The sequence below is a fragment of the Vibrio gallaecicus genome, from assembly GCF_024347495.1.
In the GTDB taxonomy this organism is placed as follows: Bacteria; Pseudomonadota; Gammaproteobacteria; order Enterobacterales; family Vibrionaceae; genus Vibrio; species Vibrio gallaecicus.
Map to the genome: position 1 here is coordinate 2,761,340 of NZ_AP025490.1, position 17,248 is coordinate 2,778,587.

Here is a 17,248-nt window from a genome sequence, read left to right on the forward strand (position 1 = left end):
AACAAAGCCCCGCAATGCGAGGCTTTTAATTTGATCTTTCAGAAAAGCTTAGTCTAGTGCTTATAGCTCTTCTTGAGGCTCTTCTTCAGAACCTGCTTCTTCAAGAACAGCAGGTGTAAGCAGTAGCTCACGTAATTTAGTATCAATTTCTAAAGCAATTGTTGGGTTTTCACGAAGGTACTTACAAGAGTTAGACTTACCTTGACCAATCTTATCGCCATTGTAGCTGTACCAAGCACCCGCTTTATCTACAAGCTTGTTTTTAACACCTAAGTCAATCAACTCACCTTCACGGTTAAAGCCTTGACCATATAAAATTTGAGTTTCAGCTTGCTTAAATGGCGCTGCAATCTTGTTTTTAACGACTTTGATACGAGTTTCATTACCAACAATTTCATCGCCTTCTTTGATAGAGCCTGTGCGGCGAATATCAAGACGAACAGATGCGTAGAATTTAAGTGCGTTACCACCCGTTGTGGTTTCTGGATTACCAAACATTACACCAATTTTCATACGGATTTGGTTAATGAAAATAGCCATACAGTTAGATTGCTTTAGGTTACCTGTTAGCTTACGCATTGCTTGAGACAGCATACGAGCTTGAAGACCCATGTGGCTATCACCCATTTCGCCTTCAATTTCAGCTTTTGGAGTCAATGCAGCAACTGAGTCAATAACTAAAACGTCAATAGCGCCAGAACGAGCAAGTGCATCACAGATTTCTAGAGCTTGTTCGCCAGTATCAGGTTGAGATACAAGTAAAGCATCAATATCTACACCAAGTTTTTGAGCGTAGATTGGGTCTAGAGCGTGCTCAGCATCAACGAATGCACATGTCTTACCGACTTTCTGTGCAGCGGCGATAAGCTCAAGAGTCAACGTTGTTTTACCTGATGATTCAGGTCCGTAAACTTCAACAATACGACCCATAGGTAAACCACCAGCACCTAGAGCAACATCAAGAGATAGTGAACCAGTAGAGATTGTTTCTACATCCATTGTGCGGTTATCACCTAGACGCATGATCGAACCTTTACCAAATTGCTTTTCAATTTGTCCAAGAGCTGCGGCTAACGCTTTTTGTTTATTCTCGTCCATTACTATCTCCACGTGATCCGCTTGTTCGTCAAGCGATCTAGAATCTGTTTCAACCCTATATAAGGGCGGCTAATTGGTAGTTATTATACTGTTGATTCATACAGTGTCCATACCTGTGTGAAAACTTTTTGTTTAATTCGTTATCAAATTAGTACAAAGCTAAGCACAGCAATGAGTTACTAACGAGTTTCTGATAGGTAATCATAAATAACTTGAAGTGCATATTGAGTCGCCTGTTCACGCACTTGTGATCTGTCTCCAGTAAAATGGCGCGTTTCAACTTTCTTCCACTCAATAGAATCTGCCCAAGCAAAGCATACGGTGCCTACTGGTTTTTCTTTGCTTCCCCCGCCAGGACCAGCAATACCACTTACTGAAACTCCCAATGTCGCATTAGAGTTATGTAGAGCGCCTTCAACCATCTCTTCAACAACCGCTTCACTTACCGCTCCATTCGCCTCTAATGTCGACAACTTCACCCCGATCATTTCTTGTTTTGCTTCATTGCTATAAGTAATAAAAGCTCGATCAAACCAAGCCGAACTCCCAGCTATATCTGTAATAGCTGCAGCGATAGCTCCACCAGTGCAAGACTCAGCCGTAACAAGTACATGCTTTTGTTCAAATAACTGATGACCTAACTGTTCACTAAGCGTTTGATTTACTGACATACTTACCTTCCTACTTTCTTGTATACAACTCGATTGTTTCAGCTCGATTTAGAACTTTTCGCCAGAGCGTCTTTTCGCATCAATAGCTTTCACGTATCCTAAGCCGCAATAGAAACAAACGAAAGAAGTTAACTGTGAAAGCCGATCAAAAACACACTCCCATGATGCAGCAATATTTAAAGTTGAAAGCAGAAAACCCAGAGATTTTGCTCTTCTATCGCATGGGAGATTTCTACGAGCTTTTCTATGATGACGCAAAGAAAGCCTCCCAACTGTTAGACATATCGTTAACTAAGCGAGGCTCTTCAAATGGTGAACCTATTCCTATGGCTGGTGTTCCATACCATGCCGTAGAAGGCTACCTAGCAAAACTCGTGCAACTCGGTGAATCAGTAGCAATATGCGAACAAATCGGCAACCCTGCTACATCAAAAGGTCCTGTTGAACGCGCTGTTGTCCGTATCGTTACACCAGGAACGGTAACTGATGAAGCACTTCTTTCTGAACGTGTAGATAACTTGATTGCCGCTATTTACCATCATAAAGGTAAGTTTGGCTACGCAACCCTTGATATTACTTCTGGTCGATTCCAACTTTCAGAACCTGAAACTTCTGAAGCAATGGCTGCTGAACTGCAAAGAACTTCCCCTCGAGAATTATTATTCCCCGAAGATTTCGAACCTGTAGATCTAATGGCAAGTCGAAATGGTAATCGCCGTCGCCCAGTATGGGAGTTTGAGTTAGATACCGCGAAGCAACAACTGAATCAACAGTTTGGAACTCGCGATCTTGTTGGCTTTGGTGTCGAGAAAGCTCACCTTGGTCTTTGCGCTGCAGGTTGTCTCATTCAATACGTTAAAGATACACAACGTACTGCGCTTCCGCACATTCGCTCTCTAACGTTTGATCGCCAAGATCACTCTGTCATTCTAGATGCTGCAACTCGTCGTAACCTTGAAATTACACAGAATTTATCGGGCGGTTTTGACAACACCCTTGCTGAAGTACTTGACCATACAGCAACTCCTATGGGCAGCCGCATGCTCAAGCGCTGGTTACATCAACCAATGCGCAATCTTGAAGCGTTAAATCAGCGACTTGATGCCATCACTGAATTGAAAGATCTTTCTTTATTTTTAGACTTACAACCAACGCTCAAACAAATCGGTGATATTGAGCGTATTCTTGCTCGCCTTGCCTTACGCTCTGCTCGACCACGAGATATGGCTCGACTGCGTCAAGCTATGGAATATTTGCCTGAACTTGCCGATACATTACAACCGCTTCAACACTCTTACTTAACTCAACTCACAGAATATGCAGCTCCGTTGCATGAAGTGTCTGAACTTCTAGAAAGAGCAATCAAGCAAAACCCGCCAGTAGTTATCCGTGACGGCGGTGTGATCGCAGAAGGCTACAACGCAGAATTAGATGAATGGCGCAGCCTAGCGGCTGGTGCTACCGAGTTCTTAGATAAATTAGAGCAGGAAGAACGCGAACGCCACGGCATTGATACTCTAAAAGTAGGTTTCAACAATGTTCATGGTTTCTTCATTCAAGTGAGTCGTGGGCAAAGTCACCTAGTCCCACCTCATTACGTTCGCCGTCAAACCTTAAAAAATGCAGAACGATACATCATTCCAGAGCTCAAAGAGCACGAAGATAAAGTTCTGAGTTCAAAATCTAAAGCATTAGCCATTGAGAAACAGTTATGGGAAGAATTATTTGACCTTCTTCTGCCACATTTAGAGCGCTTACAGAATATTGCTTCTGCGATTTCACAGCTTGATGTTCTTCAAAATATGGCAGAGCGTGCAGATACATTGGATTACTGCCGCCCAATATTGAAAAAAGCGCCGAGCGTCCAAATACAAGGTGGTCGCCACCCAGTGGTAGAACAAGTTATGGATGAACCATTCATAGCTAACCCTATAGAACTGAATGATAAACGTAAAATGCTGATCATTACAGGTCCAAACATGGGTGGTAAGTCAACCTATATGCGTCAAACCGCTCTTATTGCATTAATGGCACATATTGGCTGTTACGTACCTGCAGAGTCAGCAACGATTGGCTCGATTGATCGTATATTCACCCGAATCGGCGCTTCTGATGATCTTGCTTCAGGTCGCTCAACCTTTATGGTGGAGATGACAGAAACCGCGAATATTCTTCATAATGCGACACCAAACAGCTTAGTCTTAATGGATGAAATCGGTCGTGGTACCAGTACTTATGACGGCTTATCTTTGGCGTGGGCAAGTGCGGAGTGGTTAGCCAATCAAATTGATGCCATGACTCTGTTTGCTACGCATTATTTCGAGCTAACGGAGCTGCCAAATCAACACCAAAAATTAGCCAATGTTCATCTAGATGCCGTAGAGCACGGCGATAGCATTGCCTTTATGCATGCAGTTCAAGAAGGTGCAGCAAGCAAATCTTACGGTCTCGCGGTTGCTGGGCTTGCAGGTGTGCCTAAAGCTGTAATAATGAATGCTCGTAATAAGCTAACGCAGCTTGAGGCATTAGGCACTGACAACCTAACAAGTAAGTCAACAAACGTTGATATTGCTAATCAACTGAGCTTAATACCCGAACCAAGCGAAGTAGAGCAAGCTTTAGCAAACGTTGATCCTGATGATCTTACGCCTCGCCAAGCATTAGAGGAATTATATCGCTTGAAGAAACTACTTTAGCGTAATTAGCGATCATCTATGTATTACAAAAAAAGCACTAACTTGAGTTAGTGCTTTTATTTTATCTCTTAATAAGATGATCCGTTAGCAGGTTAATCATTCTCAACATTGAATAGATTTTCCATACTAAGACCTTGTTTAATCAAAATCTCTCTTAAACGACGCAGCCCTTCAACTTGGATCTGGCGAACACGTTCACGTGTCAAACTGATCTCACGACCTACTTCTTCTAGAGTCGATGGCTCGTAGCCAAGTAAACCAAAACGCCTTGCGAGGACTTCTTTTTGTTTTGGGTTCAGCTCATCTAACCAGTGAATCAGTGAGTTTTTAATGTCGTTATCTTGTGTCGAAACTTCAGGATCTGAATTATTAATATCAGGGATAATATCAAGTAGAGCTTTTTCACCATCGCCACCAATAGGTGTGTCTACTGAGCTTACTCGCTCATTTAGACGAAGCATCTTGCTAACATCATCAACTGGCTTATCCAGTTTAGAAGCAATATCCTCAGCGGTTGGTTCATGATCAAGCTTTTGAGCTAGCTCTCGAGCTGTTCGTAAATAAATATTCAGCTCTTTGACGACATGAATAGGCAAGCGAATTGTACGAGTCTGATTCATTAGGGCTCGTTCAATGGTTTGACGGATCCACCATGTGGCGTAAGTAGAAAAACGGAAACCTCGTTCGGGATCAAACTTCTCGACGGCACGAATTAAGCCTAGATTGCCTTCTTCAATAAGATCTAGTAGTGCAAGACCACGGTTGCTATAACGGCGAGAGATTTTTACAACAAGTCGCAGATTACTTTCAATCATACGTTTACGTGCTGCTTCATCTCCGCGTAGAGCTCGTCGTGCATAAAGCACTTCTTCTTCCGCAGTTAAGAGTGGTGAGAAACCGATTTCGCCTAAATAAAGCTGTGTGGCGTCTAAATTTTTAGCGCTAACTTCAACTTCTTTTTCTTTAGCTTCAGTTTTTTTACTTTTGGGTTGATTGGCTTGTTCATTGCACTCCGATTCCATGGCTGCTTGATCAAGTGTGAATTCTTCTTTAACTACTGCACTGCTTATACTCATAACGCCTCCCCCTGGCGATATAGCATGACATTACAACTTAATATGCCGCTAAATGACTATTAAAGAATACAATACGTCATTGCAACGTATAGTATTTAAGGTAAATATCGTTTCGGATTAACCGATTTACCTTGATAGCGAATTTCAAAATGTAGCCTAACGCTACTAGAACCTGAGCTTCCCATTGTGGCAATTTTCTGCCCAGATTTAACATTTTGTCCTTCTGACACGAGTAGCTTGTCGTTATGCGCGTATGCACTTAAATAATTATCGTTATGTTTAACTATTACTAAGTTTCCATAACCTCGGAGTGCATTCCCCGAATAAACAACAGTGCCTCCTGCTGTTGAAATAATGGCTTGACCACGCTGTCCTGCGATATCAATTCCTTTATTCCCTTGTTCTCCTACAGAGAAGTTTTTAATCACTCTCCCTTTGGTTGGCCAAAGCCATTTCGATACTTTTTCGTTTTTTGGCTTGTTGGCAGTTGTAACATTTTGTTTACCTTTAGAACCAACATACTCCTTTGGTTTAGATTGTTCAACCTTCTTAGGTGAATCTTTTTTAACCACACTCACCGGAGGTTTCACAGGTTCTTTAACTGCTTGCTTACTTGGTGATGATGGTTTAGTAGCCGTTTTTTCTGTTGATTTAGAAGACGTTTTGGCTGTTACCACTGGGGTACTAGCACTAGGTACTACAACAGGAGCAACAACAACCGGGGCTGCTTTTCCATGGCTTGGAGCAACATAAGCTGGTCGCCACAACTTAAGCTTTTGACCAGGGTGGATAACATAAGGGGATTTAAGATTATTGAAACTAATTAGATCGTTTACATTCTTATTTGTGACGTACGCAATAAAGTATAAGGTATCGCCCTTCTCCACCTCATAGTAGCTACCTCGATAACTGCCTCTTGGAATAGAAGAATAATCCTTATTGAGTCCGGATACGGGAGCTGGTGACTGAGCCGCACACCCAACAAGTATGCAGCTTAACCCAATCAGAAGTCCTTTTCGAAAACCTAAACTCATTAACTTATCATCCAACCTTTAATATCAAATTCAGTACTATGCGAGCTCACCAGCAACCAATGGAACAAAGCGAACCATTTCAATTACCGTTGATAAGTATTCATCACCTTGTCGCACAATCTTTAGAAGCTGTTGCTCTTCATCACCAACAGGAATGAGCAAACGTCCACCATCGGTTAACTGCTCTAGTAAAGCTTGAGGAATGGATTCAGCAGCAGCTGTCACAATAATCGCATCAAAAGGACCTTTGTGAGGCCAACCCTTCCAACCATCAGCATGCTTTGTTGATATGTTATAGAAATCAAGTTGCTTCAGCCTACGCTTTGCATCCCACTGCAAAGATTTAATTCGCTCTACGGAATACACGTGGTCGACGAGTTGAGCCAGTACAGCAGTTTGGTAGCCTGATCCGGTGCCAATTTCTAACACTCGGCTACTTTGCTGTAACTCCAGCAATTCAGTCATTCTTGCAACTATATATGGCTGAGAGATAGTTTGTCCCTGACCAATAGGAAGTGCATTATTATCGTAAGCTTGGTGGTACATAGCTTGGGATAAAAAGCTTTCTCTAGGCAGACGATAAATAGCATCCAATACTCTTTGATCTCGAATACCATTATCCATCAGAAAAGTAATTAAGCGTTCTGCTTGGGGATTACTCACTTACTTACCTCCTAACCAATCAGCCATCACTCTCAGTGATTCGTGCGCTGTTAAATCAACTTGCAACGGTGTGATAGATACGAAGCCATTATCCACAGCGTAAAAATCAGTGCCTTTACCAGCGTCTTGTTGCTGCCCAGGAGGACCAAGCCAGTAAATATCATGACCTCTTGGATCTTTTTGCTTAATCATATCTTCAGAATGGTGACGAGCACCTAAGCGAGTCACTTGAGTTCCCATAAGACTCTCCAAAGGGAGATCTGGAACATTCACATTTAACAAACGATTAGTAGGAATCGGATTTTGTATGTGTTGCTCTACAATTTGCCTAGCAATAGTGGAAGCGGTTGTAAAATGGTGTTTACCTACAAGAGAAAAAGCAACCGACTGAACCCCTAAAAAATGCCCTTCCATTGCTGCAGCGACGGTGCCTGAATAAAGCACATCATCCCCAAGATTCGCTCCATGATTTATCCCAGTGAGGACTAAATCAGGCATATCATCTTTCAACAATTCATTTAACGCAAAATGAACGCAGTCTGTTGGTGTACCCTGTACTGAATATGTATCTTCAGCAATAGCTTGAACTCGTAATGGTTGCTCAAGCGTTAATGAATTCGATGCGCCAGACCGATTTCGGTCAGGCGCTACAATTACTATTTCAGCAAGATCACGTAACTCTTTAGCAAGCTCATGGATACCTTGAGCATGCACACCATCATCATTACTGAGTAAGATCTTCATTTAGTTTCCTTTCTCAACTTCAGCTATACGTCACTTCTTTAATCGAAGTGACGTTCTACATGAATTTCTTCAACTAACTCGCGAACAATCGCTGTAGCAAAGCAACCGGCATCTAATGAGAACTTCAATACCACATTATCCTCATTCACTTCCCAAGTAAGACCAGTAGGTTTAAGCGAGACTTCACGGCGATCATGACGCATACGATTACCACGAATCAATGCCATAAGATCAGGTTCAGAATCTAAGTGTACTTGTTCGATCTCTAATGCTTTACCTTCTGTTGGTAGTGCGTTATCACCAGCTAAAGCAACCGTTAACTCAGAAACACCTTGCTCAAGATCTTGGTTAACTGCGTCTTGGTTTTCTGTAGTGACTTTTAGATGATTATTAGCAGAAAAAACAATATCGCCTACCACTGCCTTATCAAATACACTTTGCTGAATTCGATCAGACAAAATTAGATTATAAATCCATGAGCGAGCAGCCGATAAATATAGGCTTCGCTTGTTCTGATTTCGGGTACGCACATTGTCACGCCCCCAGCGACGAGCTTCAGATAAGTTATTACCTTCATTTCCAAAGCGCTGAGCACCAAAGTAGTTAGGGACACCAATCTTAGCCACTTTTTCCAAGCGATGAAGAACATCATCAGTATCTGTTACTTCAGACAAGGTCAATTCAAATTGGTTACCAATTAAATCACCAGGACGTAATTTTTTATTGTGTCGAGCCGTCGCTAATATTTCAATACTTGGGTATTGCGCTAAAAATGCAGAGAAATCAGGTGTCTCACCTGTAGGCAAGTGAACACTTAACCATTGCTCTGTCACCGCATGTCGGTCTTTTAATCCAGCCCAGCTAACATCTTTCGATTTAACACCACAGGCCTTTGCAAGCTCATTTGCTACGAAACTCGTGTTTTCACCAGTCTTGCGAATTCGAACCATTAAATGTTCACCGTTACCGGTAAACTCAAAACCTAAATCTTCGATTACAACAAAGTGTTCGGCTTTTGCTTTTAATTTTGCTTTAGCTGTTGGCTTGCCATTTAAGTAAGCCAATGAAGATAGAATATCTGACATGCTGTTCTTTTCGTTGATGTGCTTATGCACTTTTAGTAATTAAGACAACCGCTTCACACGCGATGCCTTCTTTTCGACCAGTAAAACCTAAGCGCTCTGTTGTTGTCGCTTTAACATTTACATTTGTAATACTGGTTTCTAAATCTTCTGCAATAGCTTGGCACATAGATTCAATATGTGGCGCCATTTTAGGAGCTTGAGCCATAATAGTCACATCGGCATTACCGATCACATATCCTTGCTCTTTTACTCGACGGTATACGTCTTTCAATAATTCTCGGCTATCCGCGCCCTTCCACTCATCATCAGTATCAGGAAAATGACGACCAATATCACCAGCAGCAATAGCACCAAGTAGTGCATCACATAAAGCATGAAGAGCTACGTCGCCATCAGAGTGAGCAATTAATCCTTGTTCATAAGGGATACTGATACCACCAATGATAACTGGACCTTCTCCACCAAATTTATGCACGTCAAAGCCATGACCAATACGAATCATCATTATTCCTTATTTTTACTTAGATAAAACTCAGCCAGAGCAAGATCTTCAGGTTGAGTAATTTTAAAATTATCACTGCGCCCAATCACTAAAGCTGGCGATAATCCTTTCCATTCTAAAGCAGAAGCTTCATCGGTGATCTCTACTTCTTGCTCAAGCGCTTCACTTAGAGCTGTATATAAGTCATCGGAGCGAAACATTTGAGGGGTCAGAGCATGCCATAAGTCAGCACGTTCAACAGTCTGTTTGATCATACCGTTCATACCGCGCTTCATTGTATCTCGAACTGGCGCTGCAAGAATAGCTCCAACAGGATGAGAACGAGCTGAATCAATCAACTTATCAATATCAGCCGAAGATAAGCAAGGTCTTGCTGCGTCATGAACCATAACCCAACCACTTTTTTGCTGCTCATTAAGAAAATCCAAGGCAGAAAGCACCGAGTCAGCACGTTCTTTCCCGCCAGAAACCCTAATCACTCGCGAGTTTTGACTGATTGATAAATCCGAAAAGTACGGGTCACTGTCATCAACTGCAATCACAACACATTCAACCTGAGGGTGAGAAAGTAATTTAGCAACGGTATGTTCTAAAATTGTTTTACCATGAATCATTAAGTATTGCTTGGGGCGGTCAGCCTTCATTCGGCTCCCCACACCAGCAGCTGGTACAATGGCTACAACCTGGTCAACTTTAATAGACATCAGTTAGTTCCCTCGCCGATAATACGATAAAAGGTTTCGCCATCTTTAACCATTCCAAGTTCATGTCTTGCTCGTTCTTCAATCGCATCCAAGCCTTGGCTTAAATCATCAATTTCAGCAAACATTTCAGCATTACGGTTATGAAGCTTTTCATTCACTTGGCGCTGTATCTGAATTTCATTGTTAACACTGTAATAGTCCGAAATACCATTTTTTCCTAGCCATAATGTGTATTGCAGCCAGCCCAATAACACTATGAGTACTAAAGCAAAAATTCGCATAACACCTTTCGCTGATTGAAAAAGAAGGGAACATTTATTAAGGCACATATATACCATAATGAGCAAAATGGTGCGAGAAGTGTGATGTAAGAGAAGCCTAGAGTTTCTGCCATTCACTTTTCTATAGACAAAAAAATGCCCCGCATTAGCAGGGCATTCAAAGCTTTAAGCTAATAATTCAAAGGTATGAATTATTGACCTTTAACTTCTTTAAGACCGTTGTAAGGAGCTTTAGAACCTAGAGCTTCTTCGATACGGATTAGTTGGTTGTACTTAGCAACACGGTCAGAACGGCTCATAGAACCAGTTTTGATTTGACCTGCAGCTGTACCTACCGCTAGATCAGCGATAGTTGCATCTTCAGTTTCGCCAGAACGGTGAGAGATTACTGCAGTGTAGCCAGCGTCTTTAGCCATCTTGATAGCAGCTAGAGTCTCTGTTAGAGAACCGATTTGGTTGAACTTGATAAGGATAGAGTTAGCTACGCCTTTCTCGATACCTTCAGCAAGAATCTTAGTGTTTGTAACGAACAGATCGTCACCAACGATTTGAAGCTTGTCACCTAGAAGTTCTGTTTGGTGCTTGAAGCCATCCCAATCAGACTCGTCAAGACCGTCTTCGATAGAAACGATTGGGAAGTTGTTCGCTAGCTCAGCTAGGTAGTGGTTGAACTCTACAGAAGTGAAAGTTTTACCTTCGCCCTTCATGTTGTAGATACCAGCTTCTTTGTCGAAGAACTCAGATGCTGCACAGTCCATAGCAAGAGTAACGTCTTTACCTAGTTCGTAACCAGCAGCTGCAACAGCTTCTGCGATAACTTCTAGAGCTTCTGCGTTAGACTTAAGGTTAGGAGCGAAACCACCTTCATCACCAACTGCAGTGCTGTAGCCTTTAGACTTAAGAACTTTAGCTAGGTTGTGGAATACTTCAGCACCTACACGTAGAGCTTCTTTAAGAGTTTTAGCACCAACTGGTTGGATCATGAACTCTTGGATGTCAACGTTGTTATCTGCGTGCTCACCACCGTTGATGATGTTCATCATTGGTAGAGGCATAGAGAATACGCCAGCAGTACCGTTTAGCTCAGCAATGTGCTCGTATAGAGGCATGCCTTTCGCAGCAGCAGCAGCTTTTGCGTTAGCTAGAGAAACAGCTAGGATAGCGTTCGCGCCAAACTTAGACTTGTTATCAGTACCGTCTAGGTCAAGCATGATTTGGTCAACGTCAGCTTGTGCTTTAGCATCAGTACCAACTAGAGCTTCAGCGATTGGGCCGTTTACAGCTTCAATTGCTTTAAGAACACCTTTACCTAGGAAACGTGATTTGTCGCCGTCACGTAGCTCAAGAGCTTCGCGAGAACCAGTAGATGCGCCAGATGGAGCAGCAGCCATACCTACGAAACCGCCTTCTAGGTGTACTTCAGCTTCTACTGTTGGGTTACCACGTGAATCGATGATTTCACGACCTAGAACTTTAACGATCTTAGACATTGAATGTTTCCTTCTCGTTGAATATATATAAATGTCAAAATTAAATAGCAGCAGTACAACTTATACTGCTGCTTGTATTCTTTTACTTATTTAAGTTCGCCGCGCTGGAACTCACCAGCGGCTTTAACGAAACCTGCAAACAGTGGGTGACCGTCGCGAGGTGTTGAAGTGAACTCTGGGTGGAACTGAGCTGCAACAAACCACGGGTGGTTCGGATTCTCAATAACTTCAACCAGTTTCTTGTCCGCAGATAGGCCTGATACTTTTAGACCTGCTTTTTCGATTTGCGGACGAAGATTATTGTTCACTTCGTAACGGTGACGATGACGTTCATGGATCGTCGCGCTACCGTATAATTCGTATGCTTTAGTCCCTTTAGCTAAGTGACAAAGCTGTGAACCCAGGCGCATTGTGCCACCTAGATCCGAAGATTCTGTGCGCTCTTCCACTTTACCTTCGCCATCGATCCATTCTGTAATCAGACCAACAACTGGGTATTTAGTTTCAGAACTAAATTCAGAAGAGTGAGCCCCTTCCATTTTCGCAACGTTACGAGCGTACTCGATAAGCGCTACTTGCATGCCTAGACAGATGCCCAAGTAAGGTACTTTGTTCTCACGAGCGTATTGTGCAGCAAGAATCTTACCTTCAACACCACGGTCACCAAAACCACCAGGAACAAGGATTGCATCTAGACCTTCTAAAACTTCTACGCCACGAGATTCAACATCTTGTGAATCTACGTATTTAATATTAACGCTTAGGCGATTTTTCAAGCCCGCGTGCTTTAGCGCTTCATTTACTGATTTGTATGCATCAGGCAGTTCAATGTACTTACCTACCATACCAATCGTCACTTCACCCGTTGGGTTAGCTTCTTCGTAAATAACTTGTTCCCATTCAGACAAGTCAGCTTCAGGAGCAGTAATGCCGAAACGCTTACATACAAGTTCATCTGTACCCTGAGCTTTAATAAGCTGAGGGATCTTGTAGATAGAGTCAACATCACGCATAGAAATAACTGCATTTTCTTGCACATTACAGAACAAGGCAATTTTCTTACGTTCGTTCGTAGGTATGTTGCGGTCTGAACGACATACTAGAATGTCAGGCTGAATACCAATAGACAGTAGCTCTTTAACAGAGTGCTGCGTTGGCTTAGTTTTAACTTCTCCAGCAGCTGCAAGATAAGGAACAAGAGTCAAGTGCATAAACATAGCACGCTCACGACCAAGCTCAACAGCTAGTTGACGGATCGCTTCCATAAATGGCAGAGACTCGATATCACCAACAGTACCACCAACTTCAACCAACGCAATATCATGGCCTTCAGCGCCAGAAATAACACGCTCTTTGATAGAGTTAGTGATGTGTGGAATAACCTGAATAGTTGCACCTAGGTAATCACCACGGCGTTCTCTTGCTAGAACGTCTGAGTAAACACGACCTGCAGTGAAGTTGTTACGCTTGGTCATCTTGGTGCGAATGAATCGCTCGTAGTGACCAAGGTCAAGGTCAGTTTCAGCGCCATCTTCCGTGACGAACACTTCACCGTGTTGAGTTGGGCTCATAGTGCCTGGGTCAACGTTGATGTAAGGGTCAAGCTTCATCATAGTCACTTTAAGACCACGAGCTTCTAAAATAGCTGCAAGAGATGCTGCAGCAATGCCTTTACCTAGAGAGGATACAACCCCGCCAGTAACAAAAATGTAATTTGTCGTCATGTTTAACCTGAAATTGGTTGAATGAGGGAAATGGACTACTTCTGGACGGGATGAAAATATACCAGAAGCCCCTTATCGCCACAACGTGAAATCTATCACACTGCTATTTTTTATTTTTTGCTTCAAATCAATTCATCGCTAAAGGCTTTATCTCATTTTCTCTTCAACCTTGACTTCATCCCACATAGAATCAAGCTCTTGAAGAGAAAAATCCGTTAATTCCTTACCTTTATTTATTACTTTTTTTTCTACACCTTGAAATCTTCTTTCAAATTTCAAATTGGCTTTATTAAGGGCTGATTCTGGATTTTTCCCTAAGTGACGCACTAAATTAACCGTCGCAAAGAGTAAATCACCCAGTTCTTCTTCCACTAAGTCTTCATTTGGAGTCACTTGCATAGCCTCTTCAAGCACTTCATCGACTTCCTCAAGAACCTTCCCTACAACAGGACCTATCGTGTCCCAATCAAAACCATATTTCGCAACTTGCTTTTGTATTTTATGAGCCTTGGAAAGTGCAGGTAAAGATTTTGGTATTGAGTCTAGAATACTTTCCTGAGTTTTTCCTATTTGAGATTTTTCTTTAGCTTTCTCTGCCTCCCAATTTGCATTTATTTCTTCGTCATTCTCAAATTTGGCATCGGAGAAAACATGAGGATGACGACGAGTTAGCTTTTCATTCACTCCATCAACCACATCCGAAAACTCAAACAAACCTTGCTCTTTAGCTAGTTGGCTATAAAAGATCACCTGAAACAATAAATCACCCAGTTCTTCTTGAAGATTAGGCCAGTCCTTATTATGAATTGCGTCCACCACCTCATAGGTTTCTTCGATAGTATGTGGAACAATGGTTTCAAAATTTTGTTTTAAATCCCAAGGACAGCCACCTTTTGGATCGCGCAGCTTAGTCATGATCTGTTCAAGTTGTTCAATCGGGTGATTCATCGTTTCCTTCCTATTACTGTCTTTGTTTTTAATAATTTAAAACATCGATTAAAACTAAAAAAGGTGAGCAGCCAAAACCACTCACCTTTGTTGATACTATCTAATCTCTAATTACGTATCTTTCACTAAGCAGTTGTTACTTTAACAAGGCAACAAGCTTTCACGATTCCTGAGCATAGCTTGCCTATGTGATGGAACAAGAAAGCGCAGTTAACGCAGTAAAAGTGACTAATGCAACGTGAAAGTTAGCCGAGGCGTTTGACGCTCATTACATCTTTAATTTGTTCAACTCGACTCGTCACTCGACTCAGAATTTCAATATTCGTTACTTCTAAATCAAAATCCATGACCGACAGCTGACGTTTATAGTCAATACGGCTCTTCATCGTCGTTACGCTGACTTTTTCATTCGCGAACAATGATGTGATGTCTTTCAATAAACCATTACGTTCTAGGGCTTCTACACGCAAAGTCAGAATATACGAACCAACAAAACCGCTTCCCCATACCGTATCAATGATTCGCTCTGGCGCATGTAAACTCAGCTCACTTAGCTGTTCACAATCACTGCGGTGTACTGAGATACCACGACCTTGAGTAATATAACCTTTGATATCATCGCCAGGGATCGGCTGACAGCAACGTGCTAAGTGATTCATAAGGTTGTCGACCCCTTCCACCACAACCGCATCTTTACGAGGTCGGCTTTGCTGCGCGGGTTTTGCCTCTGACTCTCTGAGCTTCTCTAGCGCTTTTTGGTCTTCTTCTTCAGCGGTCGGCTTATTAACTAATGCGTTAATATGATTCACAACTTGGTTTACACGAAGATCGCCACTACCTACGCCAGCATAAAGCTCATCAGGGGTATTTACGTTAAAACGCTTTAGAGCGTATTGTTCGGCATCTTTTAATGTTGCACCGACTTTCGCTAATTCCACATCGAGAATATCACGACCCGCTTCTAAATTTTTCTCTCGACTTTGAGCACGGAACCACGCGTTAATTTTTGCACGAGCTCTGCTTGAGTGGACAAATCCAGTTGTTGGATTTAACCAGTCTCTGGAAGGATTCGGCTCTTTCTGAGTAATAATTTCGACTTGATCGCCCATGGTGAGCTTATGGGTGAATGGTACGATTCGCCCCGCCACTTTGGCACCGATACAACGGTGACCAACCATTGAGTGAATATGGTAAGCAAAATCTAATGGCGTTGCGCCCATTGGTAAGTCGACAACATCACCTCGCGGTGTAAACGCATAGACCCTGTCATCAAAGACTTGGCTTCGGACTTCATCCAACATCTCACCCGAGTCAGACATTTCTTCTTGCCAGTCAATCAGCTTACGTAGCCAAGTGATCTTCTCATCGTATCCACTGCGAGCAGCTGTTGCGCCTTCTTTGTATTTCCAGTGCGCAGCTACACCCAATTCAGAATCTTCATGCATTTGCTTGGTTCGAATCTGAATTTCAATAGTTTTACCTTCAGGACCTAAAACCACGGTATGGATAGACTGATAGCCATTAGGTTTAGGGTTGGCTACGTAGTCATCAAATTCACTTGGTAAGTGTTTATATTTCGTATGAACAACACCAAGAGCGGCATAACAATCTTGCAATTGATCGGCAATAATACGGACAGCTCGCACATCAAAAAGCTCATCAAAATCTAAGCTTTTCTTCTGCATTTTTCGCCAAATACTGTAAATGTGCTTAGGGCGACCACTCACTTCAGCATTAATATTTGAGCGACCCATCTCTGAAGTTAGGTCATCAACAAAATCTGTGATGTATTGTTCACGAACAATTCGGCGCTCAGAAAGTTGTTTTGCTATCTGCTTATAGGTATCTGACTGCTGGTATCGAAAAGCATAATCTTCAATTTCCCACTTAAGCTGACCGATACCTAAACGGTTAGCAAGTGGCGCATAAATGTTGGCACACTCTTTTGCTGCTGCTCGACGCACTTCATCTGGCGCTTTTTTTACTTCAATTAGGTTACAAATACGTTCTGCAAGTTTGATAACCACGCAGCGGAAATCATCCACCATAGCCAGTAACATACGACGAACATTATCAACTTGCCCGGATGCCGCGCTGCCTTCTAAGGTGACATTTAATTGACCAAGAGCGGCCATTTCTTCAACGCCATCGATCAATTTAACGGTTTCTCGACCGTAGCTTTCTTCAAACAGATCGCGTGCAAATACCCCGCTGGATACAACTGGGAATAGCTGTGCAGCCACTAAAGTCGCACGATCCATCGACAGCGTGACCAAGATTTCGATCATCTCACGCCCACGCCATAACAAGAGCGATGCTTGCTCGTGGTCTTTTAATAACTCTTCACAATGCCGATAAACCTTCGTGAGTTTATTCGATGTTTTGGCATCTTGGTTAAGTGATTTAATCCAGTTTTCTAGCTCAAACTGTTCGCTTGGGTTTAAATGTGCGCTTCGTACCGCAACCATCATTTCTTCCTAGTTATTATGTTTTATACCCAAATTGGTATGACTAACTGATTCCAAGTTAGTT

Annotated in this window: 15 protein-coding genes; 1 reads left to right on the plus strand and 14 read right to left on the minus strand. The window is 42.4% G+C overall.

The genetic code is table 11. From position 1 onward, the window contains the following. Positions 1-60: 60 nt before the first annotated feature. Positions 61-1,098 carry a recombinase RecA gene (gene recA, locus OCU78_RS11945; protein ID WP_137373359.1) on the minus strand — a complete coding sequence of 346 codons (1,038 nt, stop codon included), beginning with the start codon at positions 1,096-1,098 and terminating at the stop codon, positions 61-63. Between the two features lie 179 nt (positions 1,099-1,277). Next, positions 1,278-1,769: a nicotinamide-nucleotide amidase gene (gene pncC, locus OCU78_RS11950; RefSeq protein ID WP_137373358.1), complete on the minus strand. Its 492-nt coding sequence runs from the start codon at positions 1,767-1,769 to the stop codon at positions 1,278-1,280. 134 nt (positions 1,770-1,903) lie between these two features. On the opposite strand from pncC, the gene mutS reads away from it, so the two are divergent. Next, positions 1,904-4,465: a DNA mismatch repair protein MutS gene (mutS, locus tag OCU78_RS11955; protein ID WP_137373357.1), complete on the plus strand. Its 2,562-nt coding sequence runs from the start codon at positions 1,904-1,906 to the stop codon at positions 4,463-4,465. Between the two features lie 92 nt (positions 4,466-4,557). Here mutS and rpoS read toward each other — a convergent pair whose 3' ends face one another. The 12 genes from rpoS to relA form a co-directional block, all read right to left on the minus strand. Further along, the gene (gene rpoS, locus OCU78_RS11960; RefSeq protein WP_137373356.1) at positions 4,558-5,541 is read right to left on the minus strand and encodes an RNA polymerase sigma factor RpoS; all 984 of its coding nucleotides are present in this window, start codon (positions 5,539-5,541) and stop codon (positions 4,558-4,560) included. Between the two features lie 95 nt (positions 5,542-5,636). Beyond that, positions 5,637-6,575 carry a peptidoglycan DD-metalloendopeptidase family protein gene (locus OCU78_RS11965; protein ID WP_137373355.1) on the minus strand — a complete coding sequence of 313 codons (939 nt, stop codon included), beginning with the start codon at positions 6,573-6,575 and terminating at the stop codon, positions 5,637-5,639. 36 nt (positions 6,576-6,611) lie between these two features. After that, positions 6,612-7,238 (minus strand): protein-L-isoaspartate(D-aspartate) O-methyltransferase, encoded by a 627-nt coding sequence (locus OCU78_RS11970; protein WP_137373354.1) that lies wholly within the window; start codon positions 7,236-7,238, stop codon positions 6,612-6,614. After that, a complete protein-coding gene (gene surE, locus OCU78_RS11975; protein ID WP_137373353.1) occupies positions 7,239-7,982 on the minus strand; it encodes a 5'/3'-nucleotidase SurE in 744 nt (247 codons plus the stop codon). 38 nt (positions 7,983-8,020) lie between these two features. After that, on the minus strand, positions 8,021-9,067 hold the full coding sequence (truD, locus tag OCU78_RS11980; protein WP_137373352.1) for a tRNA pseudouridine(13) synthase TruD: 1,047 nt from the start codon (positions 9,065-9,067) through the stop codon (positions 8,021-8,023). Between the two features lie 22 nt (positions 9,068-9,089). Further along, the gene (gene ispF, locus OCU78_RS11985) at positions 9,090-9,569 is read right to left on the minus strand and encodes a 2-C-methyl-D-erythritol 2,4-cyclodiphosphate synthase (protein WP_137373615.1); all 480 of its coding nucleotides are present in this window, start codon (positions 9,567-9,569) and stop codon (positions 9,090-9,092) included. Positions 9,570-9,571: 2 nt separating this feature from the next. Then, complete coding sequence (gene ispD, locus OCU78_RS11990; RefSeq protein ID WP_137373351.1) at positions 9,572-10,273, minus strand: 2-C-methyl-D-erythritol 4-phosphate cytidylyltransferase; 702 nt, start codon at positions 10,271-10,273, stop codon at positions 9,572-9,574. Beyond that, a complete protein-coding gene (ftsB, locus tag OCU78_RS11995) occupies positions 10,273-10,554 on the minus strand; it encodes a cell division protein FtsB (RefSeq protein ID WP_137373350.1) in 282 nt (93 codons plus the stop codon). Before ftsB ends, ispD begins: the two co-directional genes overlap by 1 nt. A gap of 191 nt (positions 10,555-10,745) precedes the next feature. After that, positions 10,746-12,044, minus strand: coding sequence for a phosphopyruvate hydratase (gene eno / locus OCU78_RS12000; RefSeq protein ID WP_137373349.1), 1,299 nt, complete (start codon positions 12,042-12,044; stop codon positions 10,746-10,748). Between the two features lie 86 nt (positions 12,045-12,130). Further along, a complete protein-coding gene (locus OCU78_RS12005) occupies positions 12,131-13,768 on the minus strand; it encodes a CTP synthase (protein ID WP_137373348.1) in 1,638 nt (545 codons plus the stop codon). A gap of 147 nt (positions 13,769-13,915) precedes the next feature. Continuing rightward, a complete protein-coding gene (gene mazG / locus OCU78_RS12010) occupies positions 13,916-14,716 on the minus strand; it encodes a nucleoside triphosphate pyrophosphohydrolase (protein ID WP_137373347.1) in 801 nt (266 codons plus the stop codon). A 245-nt stretch (positions 14,717-14,961) separates the two neighbouring features. Then, positions 14,962-17,184: a GTP diphosphokinase gene (gene relA / locus OCU78_RS12015; RefSeq protein WP_137373614.1), complete on the minus strand. Its 2,223-nt coding sequence runs from the start codon at positions 17,182-17,184 to the stop codon at positions 14,962-14,964. Positions 17,185-17,248: the final 64 nt, after the last annotated feature.

Bases quoted from the DNA above. Each gene is read 5' to 3' on its own strand.
- recA (WP_137373359.1), bottom strand. From the start codon at position 1,098: ATGGACGAGAATAAACAAAAAGCGTTAGCCGCAGCTCTTGGACAAATT.
- pncC (WP_137373358.1), bottom strand. From the start codon at position 1,769: ATGTCAGTAAATCAAACGCTTAGTGAACAGTTAGGTCATCAGTTATTT.
- rpoS (WP_137373356.1), bottom strand. From the start codon at position 5,541: ATGAGTATAAGCAGTGCAGTAGTTAAAGAAGAATTCACACTTGATCAA.
- OCU78_RS11965 (WP_137373355.1), bottom strand. From the start codon at position 6,575: ATGAGTTTAGGTTTTCGAAAAGGACTTCTGATTGGGTTAAGCTGCATA.
- surE (WP_137373353.1), bottom strand. From the start codon at position 7,982: ATGAAGATCTTACTCAGTAATGATGATGGTGTGCATGCTCAAGGTATC.
- truD (WP_137373352.1), bottom strand. From the start codon at position 9,067: ATGTCAGATATTCTATCTTCATTGGCTTACTTAAATGGCAAGCCAACA.
- ispF (WP_137373615.1), bottom strand. From the start codon at position 9,569: ATGATTCGTATTGGTCATGGCTTTGACGTGCATAAATTTGGTGGAGAA.
- ispD (WP_137373351.1), bottom strand. From the start codon at position 10,273: ATGTCTATTAAAGTTGACCAGGTTGTAGCCATTGTACCAGCTGCTGGT.
- ftsB (WP_137373350.1), bottom strand. From the start codon at position 10,554: ATGCGAATTTTTGCTTTAGTACTCATAGTGTTATTGGGCTGGCTGCAA.
- eno (WP_137373349.1), bottom strand. From the start codon at position 12,044: ATGTCTAAGATCGTTAAAGTTCTAGGTCGTGAAATCATCGATTCACGT.
- OCU78_RS12005 (WP_137373348.1), bottom strand. From the start codon at position 13,768: ATGACGACAAATTACATTTTTGTTACTGGCGGGGTTGTATCCTCTCTA.
- mazG (WP_137373347.1), bottom strand. From the start codon at position 14,716: ATGAATCACCCGATTGAACAACTTGAACAGATCATGACTAAGCTGCGC.
- relA (WP_137373614.1), bottom strand. From the start codon at position 17,184: ATGGTTGCGGTACGAAGCGCACATTTAAACCCAAGCGAACAGTTTGAG.